This is a genomic window from Ensifer adhaerens, from assembly GCF_000697965.2.
Taxonomy (GTDB): domain Bacteria; phylum Pseudomonadota; class Alphaproteobacteria; order Rhizobiales; family Rhizobiaceae; genus Ensifer; species Ensifer adhaerens.
This window is the reverse complement of sequence record NZ_CP015881.1, coordinates 860,434-876,401: the sequence shown is the minus strand read 5'-3', so window position 1 is coordinate 876,401 and position 15,968 is coordinate 860,434. Positions and strand designations below refer to the sequence as shown.

The window sequence follows — 15,968 nt, the reverse complement described above, 5'->3', positions numbered from 1 at the left end:
GCTCGCGGCTATTCTCGGGGGGAGGAGGCTGGGTCTCGATGCTCGGGAAAAGCCGGGCATGACGTGTTGGATGGGCAGTTTTGCCAAAGTGTATCGCTGAGCTGCCAGCGATAAGCTTGGAAACGGCTCGTTTTCAGGGAGCGCAGTTGCCCCAAACTTCGTCATCGTCGCCCTTGAGGCGAGGATCCAAGGCGCATCCGAACGTATTTCGTGGCACAAAACAACGAAGTGCTCGGGTCGAGCATGACGTAAGAGACGGACGGCGCTTTGCCGGCGTGATTGCGCCGGGAATGCTTGGCAATAGCCAAACCTTCCCGGCGACCAGCGCCCTCAAGCCGCCTTGCTGTGCACCCTCTGGGACTCGTCGATATAGGCATCGAAGGCCGCCGCCACCGCGCGGATGACGAAGCGGTGCTCGGGATGCACAGTGATGACGCCATCAGCGATATCGATCACGCTATCCTTTCGCAGTTCGGCCAGTTTGCTATTGCTGTCGACGAACGATTGCCAGTCCCGGCCATGCGCTGCGGCGATTGCGGACATATCCGCGCTGAAATCGCACATCAGCCGCTCGATGATCGCGGCGCGCAAACGGTCCTCGTCGGTCAGTCGGTAGCCCTTGGTGGTTGCGAGCCGTCCCGATGCGATGCGGCTTGCATAGACGCCGGGGGGCACCTCGTTCTGGACATAACCGTCGCGCGAGCGGCCGATTGCCGAGGCGCCGAAACCGATCAGCGTTTCGCAAGTGTCGGTCGTATAGCCCTGGAAGTTGCGGCGGAGCTGCCCAGCCTCCTGCGCGGTGACGAGATCGTCGTCAGGAAGCGCAAAATGATCGAGGCCGATCTGGCGGTAGCCGGCTTTGACCAACGCTTCGCTGATCGCCATCGCCTGTTCGGCGCGGGCGGCACTGTCGGGCAGCGCGTTCTCGTCGATCATGCGCTGGTGCTTCTTGAAGCTCGGCACATGGGCGTAACCGAAAACCGCGAACCGTTCCGGTCGCATCGCCGCGGCCGCTTCGACCGTCTCGACGCAGGAGCGCACCGTCTGATGCGGCAGGCCGTAGATCAGGTCGAAATTGATGCCACCGATGCCCGCGCCGCGCAGATGGTCGACGGCTTCGGCCGTCTGCTTCTCGCTCTGGATGCGGTTGATCGCCTTCTGCACGACGGGATCGAAGCTCTGCACGCCGAGGCTGGCACGCCTAACGCCGCCTTCGCCGAGTGCCTCGGCCATCGCGAGCGTCAGCCGGCGCGGATCGATCTCGACGGCGACATTGGCCGATGGTGACAGCGCGAAGCGCTCGCCCATCAACGTCATCAGCGCAAGGAATTCACGTGGCTCGATGATCGTCGGCGTGCCGCCGCCAAAATGTACCTCCGAGACCGGAAGCGGCTGGCCAATGGTATCGGCGACCATGCGGATCTCGTCTCGGAGTACATCGAGATAGTCGAGGATCGGGTCGTCCTTCTTGGTGATCGTCGTGTGGCAGCCACAGTACCAGCACATGGAACGACAGAAGGGGATGTGCAGGTAGAGCGACACGTTCTGCCCCTCGGGGATCGCCTTCAGCCAGTCGCCGTAGGTGTGATCGTCGACATCAGCGGCAAAGCGCGGTGCGGTCGGGTAACTCGTGTAGCGCGGCAGGCGCATTTCACCGTATTTCAGGAGCGCGGAAGCTAACATTTCGTCCTCATCTGGGTGGCGATGGATACAGCTTTTGTAGGCCGCGCCGGCAGGCACCTCTTTGCGAAAAGTCAAGGATGGGGTTGGTCGAGGCCAAAGCGAGATTTGTTTGCGCTTCGACAAAATGTCGCGGCGGCGCTGTCGCTAGGTTGCGGAAATCCGGGGCGTGTGCGCCGGCGCTTCCCGGATCATCATCAAACCACGGCGCTCAGAAGCGGACAACCATGACCATTGCAGAGACCGACAAGCCCTTTATCGATGTGCGGACGATCCCGCCGGTAGAACGCCATCCGAAAATCTTCGGCATGTTGAACGCGCTTGCCGAGGGTGGCGCCTTCATCATCGTTAACGACCACGATCCGCGTCCACTGCACTACCAGCTGGAAACCCGCTATCCGGGCGAATTCACCTGGGAATACCTCGAGCAGGGGCCGGAGGTATGGCGAGTCGAGATCGGTCGGCAACAGTCCTCCGGCTGTGACTGCTGCTGCGGCGGGCACTGAGCCCCTGGTGTCCTTCAAGAGCGGGGTGAGAAAAAGCGTGCGTCATTTTCCGCTCTCATCCCGCTCCCACTTAGCAGAATCGATCACGCTTGTTCGGCTCGACCAGAGCCATCGTGATCCAAGGGTTGAACCACCATGTTCGCAGCCACGCTATCCCGCTGGACCATGTCCTATTTCGCGGCCGCGCTGATTTTCCTCGTCCTTGGCGAGACCATGATGGTTCTCGGCTTTGGTTATCCGGTCTTAGCCCTTGAGGCGCCTGAAACGCTGGCGCTCGTCCATATTGTCGCTCTCGGTTGGCTAAGCCTGCTGATGACCGGCGCATTGCTGCAATTCGTGCCTGTTCTCGTCGGCCAGCCGCTGTCCTTGCCGAGCGTCGCCCTGCCGGCGCTCCTGATACTTATTGGCGGCATCACCACCCTGACCCTCGGCTTCGTCGGTCTTTCCGGTGCGATCGATGTTCCCGTGACGCTGCTTCCTCTTGGCGCCGCTTTCTCGATTCTTGGCTTTTCGGTGCTGGGCTTTTCCTTCGCGGTCACGCTTTGGCATGCACGCCCCCTGCCACTACCGGCCCGCTTCGTCGCGGTCGGCCTTGCCGCTCTCTTCGGCACGATGCTGCTCGGCGGCGTCTATGCTGGCGTGCTCTCGGGCCTGATCGACGCGGCGGGCGCGATCGACCTCACCGTCGATGGTCTCTCGCTTCATGCCTCCCTCGGCCTCTGCGGCTGGTTGAGCTTCACCACCATGGGCGTCAGCTATCGACTTTTGACCATGTTCATGCTGTCGCCAGACAAAGAGCGGACAAGCAGCCGTGTTGTCTTCATGCTTGGTGCCTTTTGCCTCAGCGTTCTGGCGGCCGCAGTGCCCGTCATTCTCGTGGGCACCGTTGGTCGCTCGCCGCTTTTCCTCCTTGCCGTCGGTTCCGGCGCGGCCGTTGTCGCGATCTATGTCGGCGATATCCTGCGTATCTATCGGGAGCGCCGGCGCAAGGCGATCGAACTCAACAGCCGCGCCAGCATCGGCGCCTTCGTGTCACTGGTCGCCGCGGCTATACTCTTCGTCGCGCTGCTCTCGGCCGGCCGCCTTGATGAGGCTATCGGCGCCGTTATTTATCTCGCCACCTTTGGATGGCTGACGGGCATGGGGCTCGCCCAGCTCTACAAGATCGTGCCGTTCATGACCTGGCTCGAATGTTACGGGCCGGCGCTTGGGCGCATGCCGACCCCGAGGGTCCAGGACCTCGTCAGCGAAACGTCCGCCCTTCGCTGGTTCCGGCTCTTTTATCTGACGGTCGCGGTTGGCTCGCTCGCCCTCCTGATCGGCAGCGCGCCTATTTTTCGTTTTGCAAGCCTCGGCCAGTTGATTGCCGTCAATGCGCTCATCCTGGAGTTCGTGCGAACACGGCGACTGATCAACGTTCCGGCCGAACTTCGATTGCCTGATGGACTTGTTCGACCAGGCCTGTTTCTGCCATCTTTTCCTCACGGAGGTTCCCATGAGCCAAGATCCTTATGAACTCGACGTCCGACCGCACTTGCGCGGCGGCAGCGACCCGTTCCAGGCCATCATGAATGCAGTCGACAGCCTGGCGCCGGGCCAGGCGCTGAAGCTGATCGCGACCTTCCGGCCCGTTCCGCTCTTCAGCGTCATGGCGGGTCGCGGCTTCACCCATCAGGACCGCCCGCTCGACAATGGCGACTGGGAGGTTCTGTTTACGCCCGAAGGCGAGGTCGAGGGGATCAGGCTTTCGGTCAGCGAAACGGATCTCGACGCCTGGCCCGACCCGAGCCGCCAGCTCGACCTGACGGAGCTCGATCCGCCGGAGCCTATGGTGCGCATTCTGGCAGCGGCCGAGAAGATGGCCGAAGGCGAGGTTCTGTTCGCCTTGCTCGCGCGCGAACCGCTGTTCCTTTATCCGGAGCTCGCCAAGCGCGGCCACAAATGGGCCGGCAATTTCGATGCGACCGGCGAGACCTACCGGATCCTCATCCGCATCGGTGGGAGGCGCTCCCATGTCGGCGCCTGAAACCCTGGACCTCGAGGCGAGGATCCGCGATGCCTTGCGCATCATCATCGACCCCGAAATGGGCAAGAACGTCGTCGATCTCGGCCTGATCTATGACATCGACGTTCAGGAGGGCGGCATTGCCCGTGTCACCATGACGACGACGATCAAGGGCTGCCCGGCGACTGCCTTCCTCAAGGAAGCGGTGCAGAACTGCGTCTGGTATGTGCCGGGTGTCGAATATGCCGAGGTCCGGCTGACGTACGAGCCGCCGTGGACGCCTGACATGATCGCCGACGGCGCGTTGGAACTTGGCCACGGCAGCATCTTCTAGGACCAGCCTTCTAGAAAAGAAAAGGCGCCGCATCTGCGGCGCCTTTTGCGTTGGGTATCGACGTCCGGTCAGGGTGAGGCGCGCGGCGCGCGGCGCTCGCGCACCAGCATCGGTCCGTATTCGAGCGTGAACAGCACAAAGGCCGCGCTCCACAATGCACCCGAGAGCGCGATCAGGTGATGATAATGCTCCGGCAGCACCTCGGCCAGCGGCCGGATTAGCGCGGCGCCCGCGATCGCGACATAGGAGGCGCTGGTGAGTGCCGATCCCACCAGCGGCCGCCCGGTATGGCCGCGAGTGGCGCGCGTCATCACGGCGAGCATCATGAAGGCGATCACGCCGACGGTCAGCACATGCATGACCGGGTAGTCGGCGAGGAGCTCGATCGCGCCGGCCGATATGGCCAGGAAGCCGAGCGGCACGAAGGCGTAAGCCGCGTGCAGAACGAAGAGCAGCTTCTCCGGCCAGGTCGGTGATCCGTGCCAGCGCAGCAACCGTACCGTATGAAAGGCGCACGCGATCACCGCAATCGCTGCGGTGACGATGTGAACGGGCGCGAAGGTCCAGGCACCGAGCGCTGCAACGCCGATCAGGATCGCCGCGGTGTCGAACCTGTTGTAGGGCACGGGGAAATCGGTGCGGCCAACTTTGTTCAGCCAGTTGCGCGTGAAGCTCGGCACGATGCGTCCGCCGACGATCATGATCAGCATGGTGTAGGCCCCGATCGCCAGCCGCGCTGCGGCGTCGACATCGAGATTGCCGAGGACCGAGAGGTGGAACCAGATATTGGCGGCCGACAAAATTATGAGCCCGCCGATCACCTTGAGGTCCTTCCACTTGCGACCGACGATCACCTCGCGCGAGCAGATCAGCAACAGCACCGGCAGAAACAGCGCCTCGACAGCGGCTGCGACGGGTAGGCCGATGATGCCGCTCGACAGGAGAGCAACCCGACCAATGACCCAGAGTCCGAAGAGGGCAGCGAGCGGTCGGCCGGAAACCGGCAGCCTTCCCGTCCAGTTCGGGATCGCCGTCAACAGAAAGCCGCCGAGAACGGCGGAGGAAAAGCCAAACAGCATCTCATGCGCGTGCCAATGGGCGGCACCGTAGTCGCCGGCTAGGTCTAGTCCGAGAATCAGTGCGGCGATCCACAGCGCCATGGCGCCGATCGCCCAGAGGGCGGCTGCGAGGAAGAACGGCCGGAAGCCATAGGAGAAGAGCACCGGGCCGGTGGTCGAGAGTCCGCGCGGAATGCCGCCGCTCGGTTTCGGTCTTATCAATCTGTCCAACATGGTCGTGTTCCTCGTCGTGCGTCCTCGCGGACTTGCGGATGAGGCTTGATCTATCAATGGGTTCGAAGGCCCTCTTTGCGAAAACGCAAGTATCGCTGCCCGGTCGGACCGCCGACGTCGCAAGGCGTAAAGAAAAGCGATCTCCTCGCAACGATTTGTTCCAAGACAAAGACGAGATTCGTCTGTGGTTCTACTTCTCTAGTGACTGCTGGGGGACCGGTGGTCGAGACCGGAGGTGAGGCCGCCCAAGTCGGCGCCGCCCACCCTAACTCGTTGAATACAGGCGCGTTTCGCAGAAGGCCAATCCCGGCCGCTGGAACGCGCCGAAGGAGAGCAAGATGACTGAACAACTTCAGATGACCCGCCGGACGATGCTTGCCGGCGCTGCCCTGGCGGGCGCGGTTGCGCCGCTTCTCCACACCGCTCAGGCGCATGCCGCTGGCGCTGCCGCGGCAGCCGGTGCTGCCCCCGTCGATATCTCGACCCTGCCTCGCGTGAAGGTCGACCTCGTCAAGCCGCCTTTCGTGCACGCCCATGACCAGGTCGCCAAGACCGGACCGCGCGTCGTCGAGTTCACCATGACGATCGAGGAAAAGAAGCTGGTGATCGACCGCGAGGGCACCGAGATCCACGCGATGACCTTCAACGGTTCGGTGCCTGGTCCGCTGATGGTGGTGCATGAGAACGACTATGTCGAACTGCGGCTGATCAACCCTGACACCAACACGTTGCTGCACAACATCGACTTCCACGCCGCAACCGGTGCGCTCGGCGGCGGGGCGCTGACCCAGGTGAACCCGGGCGAGGAAACCACGCTTCGTTTCAAGGCGACCAAGCCCGGCGTCTTCGTCTACCATTGCGCGCCGGAGGGCATGGTGCCCTGGCACGTCACCTCGGGCATGAACGGCGCCATCATGGTGCTGCCGCGCGACGGACTGAAGGACGAGAAGGGCCAGCCGCTGACGTACGACAAGATCTACTATGTCGGCGAGCAGGACTTCTACGTGCCGAAGGACGAGGCCGGGAACTACAAGAAGTACGAAACCCCCGGCGAAGCCTATGAAGATGCTGTCAAGGCGATGCGCACGCTGACCCCGACCCACATCGTCTTCAACGGTGCGGTCGGCGCGCTGACCGGCGACCATGCTTTGACTGCGGCCGTGGGCGAGCGTGTGCTCGTCGTCCATTCGCAGGCCAACCGCGATACGCGGCCGCACCTGATCGGCGGGCATGGTGACTATGTCTGGGCGACCGGCAAGTTCCGCAACCCGCCGGATCTCGACCAGGAAACCTGGCTCATTCCGGGCGGAACCGCGGGCGCTGCCTTCTACACCTTCCGCCAGCCGGGTGTGTACGCCTACGTCAACCACAACCTGATCGAGGCGTTCGAGCTGGGTGCCGCCGGCCACTTCAAGGTGACCGGCGAATGGAACGACGATCTGATGACATCGGTCGTCAAGCCGGCGTCGATGTAGCCGGGTGACAGCGGATGATCGTGGGGCCGCGCTCACAGCGACCCCACGCGCGAACAAAGGCACGCGCTTGCCGGCGCGTGCCACTTCCCCCGGAGACCTTCCATGCCCACCACCAAGAAAACTGCGGTTTCGCTCCTCTCGCTAGCAGCACCGGTCGTCCTTTTGGCGGCAATCGGCGGCGTGCTTTCGGCGAAGGTGGGGCTGTTCGACGATCTCAAGGACGGCATCGATCCGTCGATCAGGCCGCCGGTGACCGTGACGATCGCGCCGCGACAGATGAGCTATCGGGCGGAGGGACACTTCCTGAAGAACGGTTTTGCCGTCGACGCGCCGATCGTGGTGGCAGCCATCAAGCAGCCGCTCGAGATCATGAAGTATCAGGTGACGCGCGACGACTACGAGCGCTGCGTCGCCGATGGCGGCTGCCAGCAGCCGGAGGGCGGCCATGGCGCCGGCCTGTCGGGTGTGCCGATGACCGGGGTCAATTACACGGACGCGACCGACTATGCGGCATGGCTGACCAAGAAGACCGGCGAGGTCTGGCGCCTTCCGACCGACCAACAATGGGCGTTTGCCGCCGGGTCCAAATTCCCCGACGATGCGCTGGGGATCGACGGCACCAAGGACAATCCGGCGCTGCGCTGGCTTGCGGACTACGAGCGCGAATCCAGCCGGCAGAGGGCGAAGAACCCGAGGCCGCTGCCCACGGGCGCCTTCGGTGAGAACGAGTATGGGGTTGCCGATCTCGACGGCAATGTCTGGGAATGGACCGAGACCTGCCACCGCCGCGTCACGATCGGCGACGACGGCGAGGTGCTGAAGGAGGCTCCCGCTTGCGGCATCTTCGTCGTCAACGGCAAGCACCGGGCGTCGATGAGCTTCTTCATCCGGGATCCGAAAAGCGGCGGCTGCGCCGTCGGCGTGCCGCCCGACAATCTCGGTTTCCGGCTCGTGCGCGACGGCCGCTGGTATTCGGGCTACCTCTATGCCTTTGAACGGCGGCTCCACGGTGCGGGCTGAGATGAGACGGCCGATGAAATTGCTGGGAAAACCGTCGCTCGGGCATAAATGCCGGGTCCTTTTGCAGGACCCGGCTCTATGCTAGAGCAAAGGCAATTTCAAATCGGCAGGATATAGGGCCAACGTGGCTGCACTCGATCGCACACTCGTCAAATCGCTCCCCCTGTTTCAGAAGATGAGCGACCCGGAACTGGACACGCTGCTGACGCGCGCCACGGTGCGGCGCGTGCCGCAGAACGAAGCCGTGTTCGAACAGGGGGCCACGGCCGATTTCTTCTTCCTGCTGCTGAATGGCCGGCTGAAGGTGACACAGGTCACCAAGGACGGGCAGCAGATCATCGTGCGGGTCGTCAATCCCGGCGATCTCTTCGGTTTTGCCCGAGCGCTCCAGCGCAGCGACTATCCGGGCACCGCAACGGCGGCGACCGAAAGCCTGGTTCTCGCCTGGCCGACGGAGCTCTGGAACATCTTCGTCGAGAAAAATCCTCACCTTGCGGTCAATGCCCTCCACACCATCGGCCAGCGGCTCGACGAGGCGCATACCCGTATCCGCGAGATGTCGACTGAAGAGGTAGAGCGCCGCGTCGCGCACACGGTGCTCCGGCTCGCCGAACAGGCTGGCAAACCCGAAAGCGGCGGCATCCGCATCGACTTTCCGATCTCACGCCAGGATATCGCCGAGATGACCGGGACAACGCTGCACACGGTTTCGCGCATCCTCAGCGCCTGGGAGGGGCAGGGTCTGGTCGTCGGCGGACGGCAGAAGCTGACGCTGAAGGACATTCCCGGGTTGCGGCGCCTGGCGGAGCGCGCCGACAACTAGCCCGACCCTTGATCGCCTCTACATGGGGCGAGGCCGTCCGTCCCAAGAACGACAGATCACCAGCCCCTCAACGACCGGTCGTTTCTCGAACCCTGGTGATGCAGGTCCATGAATGGTTGAATTGGCTCGCGTAATTCACCAGTATCGGCAATTGCATGACAATGGCCATGACACGGGGGATGGTGTGGTTCGACTTAGCATGCGTGCCGGCCGCCGGCGGTGGACGATCGGGCGCGCACTTTTATCGGTGGGGATGCTGACGGCCGCGGGGTGTGCCCGGGATCCGCTTGCCCCGTCGGTCGTGGTGTTCGGGTCCTACTTTCCAGCCTGGCTGCTTTGTGCCGGGCTTGGTATCGTCACCACGGTTGTCGCAAGGCTGATCCTCGTCCACGCCGGTATCGACGAACACCTGCCCGCGCCGCTTCTCGTCTACCTCTCGCTCGCGCTCACCACCAGCATCGTCTACTGGTTTCTGGCCTTTGGCGGAGCGCCGAATTGAGTGCCGATGACGTCTTCCGGCGTGCAGTTGCACGCACTCTCGGCCCGCTCATCATCGCCAGTGCGGCCGTCGCGGTCTATTTCACCTTCTGGCAGGTCGACCGCAGCCCGCGCACGGACGTCGCTGAAATCGATGCGCCGACGGTTGCGATCGCCGCGAGCGTGCCGGGCCGGATAATCGCCGTCGAGGTGCGTAACAATGCGAGCGTGAAGAAGGGCGACGTGCTCTTCCGCCTCGATCCGGAACCCTATCGCCTGCGTCTCGAACAGGCGCAGGCCGAACTGAAGGCGACGCAGTCGGAAGTGGCGCAGGGAGAGCGCAATCTCGATCTCGAGCGCGCCAATGCCGACGTTGCGGACCGGCAGATCGCCCGTGCTCAGAACAATGTCTTGCTTGCGCGCCAGACACAGGAACGGCTGGAGCCGCTCTTGCCGAGGCGCTTCGTGACGGCGCAGCAAGTTGACGAGGCGCGAACCGCCGTCAAAGACGCCGAAGTCAGCCTTGCTCAGGCGTTGCAGTCGGCCCACGGAGCCAACCGGGTGATCGGTACCCTCGACACTCGGAAAGCCCAGGCGGATGTCGCACGCGCGACGGTAGCACTTGCCGAGCGGGACCTGGAGAACACCATCGTGCGGGCGCCCTTCGACGGCAAGATCGTCGGCTTGCGCACGACGGTCGGCAAGGTCGTGGTTCCCGCCGAAACGCTGTTCACTCTGATCGATACCGCCGAATGGGAAACCGTCGCTTTCTTCCGCGAAACAGAACTCAAGGCGATCGCCATCGGCAGCCGCGCCGATGTCTTCGTGATGGCGGATCCGGAGCGCCGTATTTCCGGCACGGTCGAGGGCGTCGGCTGGGGCGTGCGTTCGGAAGATTCCGCCACGATCCTCGGCATACCGATCGTTTCCAACTCGCTGAATTGGGTGAGGGTCGCCAAGCGCTTTCCCGTGCATGTGCGGCTTGAAAATCCGCCGGAGGACCTGATGCGCGTCGGCGCCTCCGCCGTCGTCGTCATCGGGCCCGCGCATAACGACGCCGATGCTGTTCCAGCCGCGAAGTAGCGTCCGCTACACGTCGATCCTCTGGGACGAATTGCAACCCTATCCGGGCCGGCTGGACCTTTCCCTGCGCATGGCGCTGGTCACCACGCTGGTTGCTGTAACGGCGATGGCGCTGCGGGTCCCCGAAGCGGCGATCTCCTGTTATCTCGTCTTCTTCGCGTTCAGAGCTGATGCCGGCTCCGGCATCCTGATCGCCATCGGCTTGCTTGTCGGGGCGACGATCGGAATTCTGCTGGCCATCGTCTGCCTGATGGTGGTGGCGGACGAACCGGCACTGCGCCTGGCACTTGTCGCCTTTTTTACCTTCGGCGGCATGTACCTGACGCAGGCAAGCCGTGCCGGGCCGCCGATCGGTACGGTCGCCATGGTCTTTGCCTTCGTCATGACGCTCTACGATATCGTGCCGATCCCGGAACTGCTGATCCGAGGGCTCGCTTGGATGTGGGTGGTCGTGTTCTTCCCGGTGGTCTACCTGATCGCGATCCATCTCATCACCGGCCACAGCCCGGCGCGACGGCTACGCTCGGCGATCGCCGAGCGGTTGGAGGTGGCGGGCCAGCTCCTGTCCAGTGGAGACCACGCGGCGAAACGCGTGGCTGCGACGTTGCTGGCCGAAGGCAATGGCGAGCTCAAGAAATATGCCGGGTTCTCAAAGCTTCTGGCGTTGATGGACAAGCACGACGTGCCGCGCATGCAGGCGGCGACGGACGCGTCCTATGATTTGCTGACGCTGGCACTCGCCCTATCGCTTGATGAACGAAGGCCGCGGGAAAACGCTGCGGCGCCGGAGGTTCTTCGCCGCATTGCCGAAGCGATCCGCAGGCGGAAGCCGCCGGAACAGACGCTGCTAAGCTCACCCGATTTTCGCGCCTTTGAAGCCGGTGATGCGCTCCCGGCGCATCAGGTCGAAAGGATCGTCGATATCCTATCGGAAGCAGACCCGCCCGGGCCGGTGTCAGATGCGCATAAGGGAGGGTTCTTCCTGCCGGATGCTTTCAGCAATCCGCTCTACACGCAGTTCGCGCTGAAGGCTCTGCTTGCGGTGATGATCACCTACATCACCTACACGGCCCTCGATTGGTTTGCGATCCACACCGCCCTGATCACCTGTTTCATGGTAGCGCTTGGAACGACGGGCGAGACCATGCACAAGCTGGCACTGCGGCTGACGGGCTGCCTCCTTGGCGGCGCCGTGGCGATTGGCTCGACGATCTGGCTCGTGCCGCACATGACGGATATCGGCCAGCTCGCCTTTCTTGTCGGTGCGGTCAGCCTCATTGCGGCATGGATCTCCGTCGGCTCGGAGCGCATTTCCTATATCGGCTGGCAGATGGCGCTCTGCTTTTTTCTCGTCGTGCTGCACGGCTTCGGCCCGAGTCTGGATCTCAACGAGGCGCGGGATCGCATCATCGGCATCGTCTTCGGCAACATCGTCGTTTCGGTCGTTTTCTCGACGATCTGGCCGGTCAGCATCGGGCAGGGAATACGCAAGAGCCTTGCTACGAGCGGTGCCACGCTTGCCAATCTGTTAGCGCGCCGCGGCGGCCCCACCGGCGACTATGCCGACCTGATCAGCGGTGTCGCTGGCGCATTGCGCCAGAGTGAACTGCTGCGTTTCGAGCCTGCAAACGTGCGGCGGGGAGACATCGATGCCCGGACGACGGAGCGCATTGCCCTCAGCCTGCAGGAACTGGCCCCCCCGATCGTCGAATTGCGCGAACACGACCGGGCCTTCGGTCCGTTGCGGGGCGCGCCGACGCCGCTGAAGCGCGCGGTTCTCGGCTATGAACACGCGGTGGCGCAATGGCTGAACGATCAGGCCGAGGGATTAGAGGCATGGCACCGGCCGAAGCCCAGTGCGGATCTGGCCCTGGCGCTTCGGCGGCTGAAAGCGCGTCTCGCCCGCGCCCGGAAGGCAAGCATACATGCCGGAGGTTTTCCCCGGCGAATTCGCGACGAGCTCGCCTGGAGGCTTGCACTCTACGAGAAGATCGAGACTGTGGTTCGGCGGCTGGCAGCGGGGGATGCCTTGGAATGATGGTTTCTGCGGGGGCGAGGTGGGTTTCGGTAGGGGTGATCGCCCTTTGCCGAAGCATGTGCCGTGCTGCCCGAGGCTCTCTTCTCCTTGGCGCATTGTCGATCCCGGCAGCCTGCACGTCCGCTGCACTCGATGATCTGGCGCCACCGAGCGCCGACCGGCCGGCCGTTTCGGGAACGGGCACCAAGGACGCCTCGAAGGTGAGTGCCGGCGCGCCGGATTTCTCTCTCGCGCCGAACCCTGAGATCCCGATTACGATCGCGACGCCGTCGATCGATCCGAAACACGATTACAGCTTGCCGGAACTGGTCGATATCGCCCAGCGAACCAATCCGATCACCCGTGCCGCCTGGCAGCGCGCCCGGCAGGCGGCGATTGCCGTCGGCATCACCGAAGCGGTGTACCTGCCTCTCCTGACGGCCGATGTACTCGCCGGTCTGGAGCAGACGTCGGCGACTGCGCCCGGCATCGGCGGTCCCATACCGATCGCCCCCGGCACGCTGACGACAACTGGCGCGCAGTTCATTCCATCCCTTACGGTCAAGTGGCTGCTTCTCGATTTCGGCGGGCGGGATGCGGGGAGAGAGGCGGCAACGCAATTGGCGTTTGCCGCAAACGTGACCTTCAACGGTACGCACCAGAAGCTGATCTTCGATGTTTCCAACGCCTATTTCGTCCTGACGGCGGCGCGTGTTCAGCTGAAGATCGCCCGCCAGACGGTGCAGAATGCCGAGCTTGTCCAGGCAGCCGCCAAGGCGCGCATGGGTCGCGGCATCGCCACATCGATCGAAGTCGCGCAGGCAAACCAGCAAGTGGCGCAGGCGCGCTTCAACCTGACCCAATCGCAAGGGCACGAGCGCAATGCCTATATGACGCTTCTCGAAGCGGTCGGGGTCTCGCCAACGCTCGAGATCCGCATCGCCGACGGCAGCAATCGTGCTCTGCCGAAGGCTGTGCCCGAGGACCTCAACCGGCTGATTGCGACATCGCTCCAGCGTCGCCCGGATGTGCAGGCGGCTTTTGCCCGCCTGCAGGCCGACAAGAACGGTATTGCGGCCGCCCGCGCGGAGTTCATGCCGAAGGTCGCGCTGGTGGGCAACGTGAACCGCAATATCGGCTCGCTCAGCGTCGAAGACACCCGTTTCGACCAGCGCTCGACGATCCGCGTCAACCAGCCGAACGCCAACCTGATGATCGGCCTGAGCTTCCCGATTTACGATGGCGGACTGCGCGACGCGCGGTTGCAGTCGGCGATGGCGCAGGTCGGCGCTGCCGAGCAGGAGATGGCGCAGTTGCAAAACACTGCGGCGCGGGAAGTCGTCGTCGCCTATGATCTGCTGCGCACCAGCCTGGCCGGCTATGCGGCCGCAAGCGAGCTGACGACGGCCGCTCAGACGACCTACGATGCTGCGGTCGACTACTACAAGCAGGGCCTGGGCACGATCACCGATGTCAGCATCGCGCAGACGGCGTTGCTCCAGGCGAAAGTCGCAAAGGCGACCGCCTACAGCGACACGCTTGTCGCCGCGGCAAGCCTTGCTTTTGCAACGGGAACGTTGACGAACCGCAATGCGGTCAATCGCTTCTGACGGCCTGAGGCGACGGGTCGCCCAGTGCCGAACTCACCAGAGGTTCGACGACGCCTCGATCAACAGTCCATCGAATCCGCCGGCAAGAATCCCTGCAACGGCCGTCGTCCCGGCGTACGCGGCAAGAACGAGCAATCCCAGCATCGAGATAGCCGATCCGATCCGGATTGCCGAAGCGCTTTCGCTTTCAACGGTCAGTGAAATGGCTACCGGCGCGAACGATATCGGCCGTGGCGCACCTCGGAGGTTCTGGTTGGCAGCACGCAGGAGGCGGGGTGGCCGCGGATACTTCAGGCGGTTTTTTTCGCATATTCCGGGATAGGTTTCGCAAACTGAGCTTGGCATCTGACGTGTCCCTGATCAACTGGATTTAAAGCGATCTTAAGCGCTCCGTCCGCATTGGCCGTTCCCGGGGGAACTCCTAAGTTGAGGGCTTGTTGCCTTCGAGGAGCGGCCGATGTTTCGCGAGCGCCTGGCCAACAAATTCGGTGAAGGCGCTGACGCGGGCCGTGCGCCGCAGATCCTCGTGTGTGAGAAGCCAAAGCTCTCTCGTCATATCGGCGACCGGTGCGCCGATACGGATGAGACCGGGCGTCGTGTCTCCGAGATAACAGGGCAGGGCCGCAAGACCGATGCCGGCCTTTGCCGCCTCGCGGGCCGTAACCAGCGAATCGCAACGCAAGACCGCGGGTGCCACGAGCGTCGCGCGCATCCATCGTGCCACGCTCGTGGACGCAAGCGCGTCACCAAGCCCGATCCAGTGCTCCCGTGCAATGTCCAGCGTGTCGGCTGTCAGCTCCCGCACATCGAGATAGGACGGCGCCGCATAGACGGCGAAAGCGACCTTCGCGATCCGGCGACCGACCAATGCATCCGGTGAATCGACCGCGGGGCGGATGGCAACGTCCGCGTCGCGATGCGAGAGGTTTGCGAGCGCATTCGAGGTGCTGACCTCGAGCAGGACGCCGGGATGGCGTTGACGGAAATCCGCCAGGATCGACGGCAGGATGGACGCCATCAGCGTATCCGTGGTGGTGATCCGCAGGCTACCCTCGAGCCGCAGATCCTGACCCGTCAAGCGGCGCTCGAGCTCCGTGACCGTTTCAGCCATCTGCCGGGCCACGGCCAGCAGCTCCTCGCCGCCGGCGGTGAGCATGTAGCCGGACGGGAGGCGGTCAAACAGCCGGACCCCGAGCTTCTGTTCGAACGACCCGACACGCCTTAACACTGTTGTGTGATTGACGCCAAGCGCCCGGGCAGCAGCAGCAAGGGAGTTCGCCTCCGCGACTGCCAGAACGAAGCGGAGGTCTTCCCAGTCGATACGGTGATGGCTGTGCATGATTGGGCAAACCTAAGACAGGTTGTTCATCGGATGAGCGAATTTGCACCGCTATCACCGCGTATTGTCAATCGCTCTGCGCAATCGAGCTCCACGGTCAAACGCCTTATTCGCTGTGGTACCGTCATTGAAGCGGCTGTGCAAATATGCAGAGGCAGTAGGCGAAACGACAGATCGTTCTGCAACCGAGCACCGTCTAAAGATGGTGTCACGATCGGATGGGCCGATCGGTGGAGCGACGCAAGATGATCCCATTCTTCAGCGATCTGGTGCCTGAGACGAGTGATCACCCGACCGCCCCGCACCT

At 63.4% G+C, this 15,968-nt stretch carries 14 protein-coding genes; 11 read left to right on the top strand and 3 right to left on the bottom strand.

Annotated features, from left to right (window positions below):
• Window positions 1-330: 330 nt before the first annotated feature.
• Complete coding sequence (gene hemN, locus FA04_RS23645; RefSeq protein ID WP_034790574.1) at window positions 331-1,683, bottom strand: oxygen-independent coproporphyrinogen III oxidase; 1,353 nt, start codon at window positions 1,681-1,683, stop codon at window positions 331-333.
• A 224-nt stretch (window positions 1,684-1,907) separates the two neighbouring features.
• Between hemN and FA04_RS23640 the strand changes: the two genes are divergently transcribed.
• The 4 genes from FA04_RS23640 to FA04_RS23625 all read left to right on the top strand — a co-directional run bounded on the left by FA04_RS23640 (window position 1,908) and on the right by FA04_RS23625 (window position 4,525).
• The gene (locus tag FA04_RS23640) at window positions 1,908-2,186 is read left to right on the top strand and encodes a DUF2249 domain-containing protein (RefSeq protein WP_034790571.1); all 279 of its coding nucleotides are present in this window, start codon (window positions 1,908-1,910) and stop codon (window positions 2,184-2,186) included.
• A 135-nt stretch (window positions 2,187-2,321) separates the two neighbouring features.
• Window positions 2,322-3,701: a hypothetical protein gene (locus FA04_RS23635; protein WP_051659202.1), complete on the top strand. Its 1,380-nt coding sequence runs from the start codon at window positions 2,322-2,324 to the stop codon at window positions 3,699-3,701.
• Complete coding sequence (locus tag FA04_RS23630; RefSeq protein ID WP_034790568.1) at window positions 3,682-4,212, top strand: DUF2249 domain-containing protein; 531 nt, start codon at window positions 3,682-3,684, stop codon at window positions 4,210-4,212. Before FA04_RS23635 ends, FA04_RS23630 begins: the two co-directional genes overlap by 20 nt.
• Window positions 4,199-4,525, top strand: a complete 327-nt coding sequence (locus FA04_RS23625; protein ID WP_034790566.1) for a metal-sulfur cluster assembly factor — start codon at window positions 4,199-4,201, stop codon at window positions 4,523-4,525. The genes FA04_RS23630 and FA04_RS23625 overlap by 14 nt, the downstream gene beginning before the upstream one ends.
• Before the next feature lie 68 nt (window positions 4,526-4,593).
• Here the strand turns inward: FA04_RS23625 and FA04_RS23620 are convergent, their stop codons facing one another.
• Entirely contained in the window at window positions 4,594-5,817 is a 1,224-nt protein-coding gene (locus FA04_RS23620; RefSeq protein ID WP_034790565.1) for an NnrS family protein, read from the bottom strand.
• A 338-nt stretch (window positions 5,818-6,155) separates the two neighbouring features.
• On the opposite strand from FA04_RS23620, the gene nirK reads away from it, so the two are divergent.
• The 7 genes from nirK to FA04_RS23585 all read left to right on the top strand — a co-directional run bounded on the left by nirK (window position 6,156) and on the right by FA04_RS23585 (window position 14,322).
• Window positions 6,156-7,292 (top strand): copper-containing nitrite reductase, encoded by a 1,137-nt coding sequence (gene nirK / locus FA04_RS23615; RefSeq protein WP_034790564.1) that lies wholly within the window; start codon window positions 6,156-6,158, stop codon window positions 7,290-7,292.
• 102 nt (window positions 7,293-7,394) lie between these two features.
• Window positions 7,395-8,312, top strand: a complete 918-nt coding sequence (locus FA04_RS23610; protein WP_051659201.1) for an SUMF1/EgtB/PvdO family nonheme iron enzyme — start codon at window positions 7,395-7,397, stop codon at window positions 8,310-8,312.
• 175 nt (window positions 8,313-8,487) lie between these two features.
• Complete coding sequence (locus FA04_RS23605) at window positions 8,488-9,135, top strand: Crp/Fnr family transcriptional regulator (protein ID WP_082566519.1); 648 nt, start codon at window positions 8,488-8,490, stop codon at window positions 9,133-9,135.
• 184 nt (window positions 9,136-9,319) lie between these two features.
• Window positions 9,320-9,634, top strand: a complete 315-nt coding sequence (locus FA04_RS23600; protein WP_234798807.1) for a YtcA family lipoprotein — start codon at window positions 9,320-9,322, stop codon at window positions 9,632-9,634.
• The gene (gene mdtN, locus FA04_RS23595) at window positions 9,631-10,695 is read left to right on the top strand and encodes a multidrug transporter subunit MdtN (RefSeq protein WP_051659199.1); all 1,065 of its coding nucleotides are present in this window, start codon (window positions 9,631-9,633) and stop codon (window positions 10,693-10,695) included. The genes FA04_RS23600 and mdtN overlap by 4 nt, the downstream gene beginning before the upstream one ends.
• Window positions 10,673-12,733: an FUSC family protein gene (locus FA04_RS23590; RefSeq protein WP_051659198.1), complete on the top strand. Its 2,061-nt coding sequence runs from the start codon at window positions 10,673-10,675 to the stop codon at window positions 12,731-12,733. Before mdtN ends, FA04_RS23590 begins: the two co-directional genes overlap by 23 nt.
• Window positions 12,730-14,322, top strand: a complete 1,593-nt coding sequence (locus FA04_RS23585) for a TolC family protein (protein WP_082566507.1) — start codon at window positions 12,730-12,732, stop codon at window positions 14,320-14,322. Before FA04_RS23590 ends, FA04_RS23585 begins: the two co-directional genes overlap by 4 nt.
• Window positions 14,323-14,743: 421 nt before the next feature.
• On the opposite strand, the gene FA04_RS23575 is transcribed toward FA04_RS23585, so the two are convergent.
• Complete coding sequence (locus FA04_RS23575) at window positions 14,744-15,661, bottom strand: LysR family transcriptional regulator (RefSeq protein ID WP_034790552.1); 918 nt, start codon at window positions 15,659-15,661, stop codon at window positions 14,744-14,746.
• Window positions 15,662-15,968 lie beyond the last annotated feature (307 nt).

What these genes read in the sequence shown, in the direction of transcription:
- hemN (WP_034790574.1), bottom strand. Translation starts at nt 1,683, where the DNA reads ATGTTAGCTTCCGCGCTCCTGAAATACGGTGAAATGCGCCTGCCGCGC.
- FA04_RS23640 (WP_034790571.1), top strand. Translation starts at nt 1,908, where the DNA reads ATGACCATTGCAGAGACCGACAAGCCCTTTATCGATGTGCGGACGATC.
- FA04_RS23635 (WP_051659202.1), top strand. Translation starts at nt 2,322, where the DNA reads ATGTTCGCAGCCACGCTATCCCGCTGGACCATGTCCTATTTCGCGGCC.
- FA04_RS23630 (WP_034790568.1), top strand. Translation starts at nt 3,682, where the DNA reads ATGAGCCAAGATCCTTATGAACTCGACGTCCGACCGCACTTGCGCGGC.
- FA04_RS23625 (WP_034790566.1), top strand. Translation starts at nt 4,199, where the DNA reads ATGTCGGCGCCTGAAACCCTGGACCTCGAGGCGAGGATCCGCGATGCC.
- FA04_RS23620 (WP_034790565.1), bottom strand. Translation starts at nt 5,817, where the DNA reads ATGTTGGACAGATTGATAAGACCGAAACCGAGCGGCGGCATTCCGCGC.
- nirK (WP_034790564.1), top strand. Translation starts at nt 6,156, where the DNA reads ATGACTGAACAACTTCAGATGACCCGCCGGACGATGCTTGCCGGCGCT.
- FA04_RS23610 (WP_051659201.1), top strand. Translation starts at nt 7,395, where the DNA reads ATGCCCACCACCAAGAAAACTGCGGTTTCGCTCCTCTCGCTAGCAGCA.
- FA04_RS23605 (WP_082566519.1), top strand. Translation starts at nt 8,488, where the DNA reads ATGAGCGACCCGGAACTGGACACGCTGCTGACGCGCGCCACGGTGCGG.
- FA04_RS23590 (WP_051659198.1), top strand. Translation starts at nt 10,673, where the DNA reads ATGCTGTTCCAGCCGCGAAGTAGCGTCCGCTACACGTCGATCCTCTGG.
- FA04_RS23585 (WP_082566507.1), top strand. Translation starts at nt 12,730, where the DNA reads ATGATGGTTTCTGCGGGGGCGAGGTGGGTTTCGGTAGGGGTGATCGCC.
- FA04_RS23575 (WP_034790552.1), bottom strand. Translation starts at nt 15,661, where the DNA reads ATGCACAGCCATCACCGTATCGACTGGGAAGACCTCCGCTTCGTTCTG.